This window comes from Xenorhabdus griffiniae, assembly GCF_001028135.1.
GTDB classification, from domain to species: Bacteria; Pseudomonadota; Gammaproteobacteria; order Enterobacterales; family Enterobacteriaceae; genus Xenorhabdus; species Xenorhabdus bakwenae.
Genome location: NZ_LDNM01000157.1, coordinates 1 through 3,261, shown reverse-complemented (window position 1 = coordinate 3,261; position 3,261 = coordinate 1). Strand labels below are relative to the sequence as shown.

Here is a 3,261-nt window from a genome sequence, read left to right as displayed (position 1 = left end):
ACGCCGTAGCGCCGATGGTAGTGTGGGGTCTCCCCATGTGAGAGTAGGACACTGCCAGACATTGATTAAAAAACGTGTTGCCGGCCCAAAAGGCAGCACAGAGAAAGAAATTCGGTGGTGCGGTAGTTCAGTTGGTTAGAATACCGGCCTGTCACGCCGGGGGTCGCGGGTTCGAGTCCCGTCCGCACCGCCACCGTATTTAGGGGCGTAGTTCAATTGGTAGAGCACCGGTCTCCAAAACCGGGTGTTGGGAGTTCGAGCCTCTCCGCCCCTGCCAGTTAACAAATAAGTAATAATTGATATAGCTTTCAGATTAATAGCCCAGCTAAAGTTAGCTGGGTTTTTCTTGTTTGTCATTTTTTGTACAGTTACTAACGTACTATAGTTTTAACTTCTAATCTCGTGTAATTCTAATTTCTTTGTGGGCGCTACGCTTTTGTGCACCATGTTGTGCATAACTCCTTATTTTTTCTATAAAAATTATTTTTTGGTGGTTACAGGTGCTTTCTCAACAGGAATTTTTAATAAGTGTTGGATAAGCGCTTGTTGGTCACTGTTTTGTAGCCATACAGCGTATAATGGCCGTTCTATTAACTGATTATTAGGTAAGGCAACGAGTTTCGGATATTCTTCTTGCCAATGTACAGGAAGGAAGGTTGTAGCATTAACGCTATCCAATAACTCTCTGGCAATATGTGCTGATGTGGTTGTAATGATAGGTGGGTGATCGTTCTTTAAGATTTGTTGTTCTTGCTGGTGAAAATCAGCTCCCCACTCTAATTTGATATAATTTTCTACTGGTTTATCAAGGTTATGCCGGGTTGTTAATAAAATAAGCTGGATATTACCTATCAGCTGACTTTGAAACTCATCCATTTTGGGCGGTTCAGTGGTAATTAACAGATCTAATTCACGAGAATGTAATTGTTTGACTAGCGACTGGCGTGTTGAAACGAAAGAATCGATTCTTGTTTCCCGATGGTGTTGATAAAACGTATTTATCCAGGATGTTAGATAACTTTCCCATAGGGATGCTGTAGCGCCGATAGAGAGTTTTGTATGTTGGGCAATATAATTGATTTCTTTCTTCGCCAATTGCCAGGTACTCATTAGTGATTCTGCATAAGGTACCAGGCGTTCTCCGGCTGCAGTTAGGCGGATATTATTACGATGTCGAGTGAATAGATTAGTACCCAACTGATTTTCTAGTTGACGGATACGAAAACTAACAGCGGATTGTGTTAAATAGAGCGATTCAGCTGCCCGACCAAAGTGACGAGTCTTACTGACTTCCAAAAAGGTTTTCAGTAATTCAGTATCCACATGCATCTCCAATAGTTTTTGTCGTTAAGATTTAAATATTTTGTTTTACAGAATGTCAAGCCTCCCTAATACTCCGCGCCATAATTAGTATGACTTAGAGTTAGGAGTGTGTCAGATGGCTGAAAGCTTCATCACGACTAATCGTTTTTTTGATAATAAAAATTATCCACGTGGATTTTCCCGTCATGGTGATTTCACCATCAAAGAGGCTCAATTGCTAGAACGTTATGGTTATGCGTTCAATGAATTGGACCTTGGTAAACGTGAACCTCAGACAGAAGAAGAAGAACTGTTTGTTGCAGTTTGCCGTGGTGAACGTGCACCTGCAACGACAGAAGAAAAGGTATGGATTAAGTATTTGGCAAAAATTAGCCGTCCAAAACGTTTTCATACCCTTTCCGGTGGAAAACCTCAGCTTGATTCTGCAGAGGACTATACCGATACTGATGATTAATACCATCATTAATATTAATCATCTATCCAAGAGGGGCGATTGCCTCTCTTCTAACCGATAACTTATCCAGTCTGCTTCTGTAATTGTATAAGTAACCTATCCATACTTCGGTAGCTGAGTGCTTCCATAATATCTGGTTTTTCTATTCTTGTTTGTTCTCTTAAATCTGCAATTGTGCGAGAAACCCTAAGTATTCTGTGCCAGGCACGTATAGATAAACCTAATTTCAATAAAGTATTTTCCAGAAAAACGGCATTTTCCATGCTAATTTTGCAAATATCTTCAGTTTGTTTGCTATTGAGACGGGCATTAATGTGCCCACAGCGCTCTATTTGTATTTCTCTTGCCCTTGCTACACGTTTTTTGATTTCTTGACTACTTTCTCCATATTTTGTTGATGATTGACTTAAAATTCCTGGAGGGAGCAAAGGAACTTCAATAGAGAGATCAAAACGATCTAAAAAAGGGCCTGATAGTTTAGATAGGTAACGTAATACTTGGTGTGGACTACTTCGGTTATGTATTCCTTGATGATAGCCGGTTGGGCTAGGGTTCATGGCTGCAATCAATTGAACTTGGGCAGGAAAACGCACTTTTGCTCTGGCACGGGATATTACTATTTCGCCAGATTCTAACGGTTCCCGTAGGGCATCAAGGACACTGCGGTTAAATTCAGGTAATTCATCCAGAAATAACACGCCATTATGGGCAAGAGAAATCTCTCCAGGTTTGGGTATTGAACCTCCTCCAACAAGAGCTGCCATTGAAGAACTGTGATGAGGAGCTCTAAATGGGCGTGTATGCCATTTTTGATGATGTAATTGACATCCCGCCAAGCTATTGATTGCTGCAACGTCTAGCGCTTCCTGATGCGTCAATGGCGGTAACAAACTACATAATCGACTGGCAAGCATAGTTTTTCCGGTGCCTGGAGGACCGAGTAGCAGAAGATTATGACCGCCAGCGGCTGTGATTTCCAATGCCCGTTTAGCTTGTTCCTGTCCAATAATATCTTGCATATCTAATACAAATGATTCAGTTTGTGGTTCAACAGGAGGGGGAGAGGATAAGTTCGCGTTTTCTCCTCGTAAGAAATGGCAGACTTGCAGCAAATGATTTGCCATTAACGTTTCGTTCTGAGACAAAATTGCCAATTCAGTCTGGTTCTCTGAGGAAAGGATAAGTTGTCTTCCCGCTCTTTTTGCACTTAATGCGGCGGGAATTGCTCCCATAACTTGCCGTATTTCACCAGAGAGTGCTAACTCACCTAAAAACTCGTAATTATGTAGCTTATCTGTCGTGATCTGCTCTGATGCGGCTAAAATTGCAATAGCGATGGGTAAATCATATCTTCCCCCTTCTTTGGGGAGATCAGCTGGCGCTAAATTGACAGTGATCCTTTTGGGAGGATAAGTAAAACCACTATAGCAAAATCATCATAACATGGCATATTCAATATGCTCTGTAAACAGCTCATCAACTGA

General features: G+C 41.5%; 2 protein-coding genes, 2 tRNA genes and 1 pseudogene. 3 read left to right on the top strand and 2 right to left on the bottom strand.

Going from position 1 to position 3,261, the window contains the following annotated elements; translation table 11 throughout:
• Window positions 1–116: 116 nt before the first annotated feature.
• Window positions 117–193 (top strand) — tRNA-Asp (locus AAY47_RS19095).
• Window positions 194–201: 8 nt separating this feature from the next.
• A tRNA-Trp gene (locus tag AAY47_RS19090) sits at window positions 202–277 on the top strand.
• Window positions 278–480: 203 nt separating this feature from the next.
• On the opposite strand, the gene hdfR is transcribed toward AAY47_RS19090, so the two are convergent.
• The gene (hdfR, locus tag AAY47_RS19085) at window positions 481–1,323 is read right to left on the bottom strand and encodes an HTH-type transcriptional regulator HdfR (protein ID WP_047771918.1); all 843 of its coding nucleotides are present in this window, start codon (window positions 1,321–1,323) and stop codon (window positions 481–483) included.
• 115 nt (window positions 1,324–1,438) lie between these two features.
• On the opposite strand from hdfR, the gene AAY47_RS19080 reads away from it, so the two are divergent.
• Entirely contained in the window at window positions 1,439–1,777 is a 339-nt protein-coding gene (locus AAY47_RS19080) for a DUF413 domain-containing protein (RefSeq protein ID WP_047771917.1), read from the top strand.
• Between the two features lie 62 nt (window positions 1,778–1,839).
• Here the strand turns inward: AAY47_RS19080 and AAY47_RS19075 are convergent.
• A pseudogene (locus AAY47_RS19075) lies at window positions 1,840–3,201 on the bottom strand (YifB family Mg chelatase-like AAA ATPase); the annotation flags it as partial.
• Window positions 3,202–3,261: the final 60 nt, after the last annotated feature.

Coding starts and splice junctions, on each gene's coding strand:
- AAY47_RS19080 (WP_047771917.1), top strand. CDS start 1,439: ATGGCTGAAAGCTTCATCACGACTAATCGTTTTTTTGATAATAAAAAT.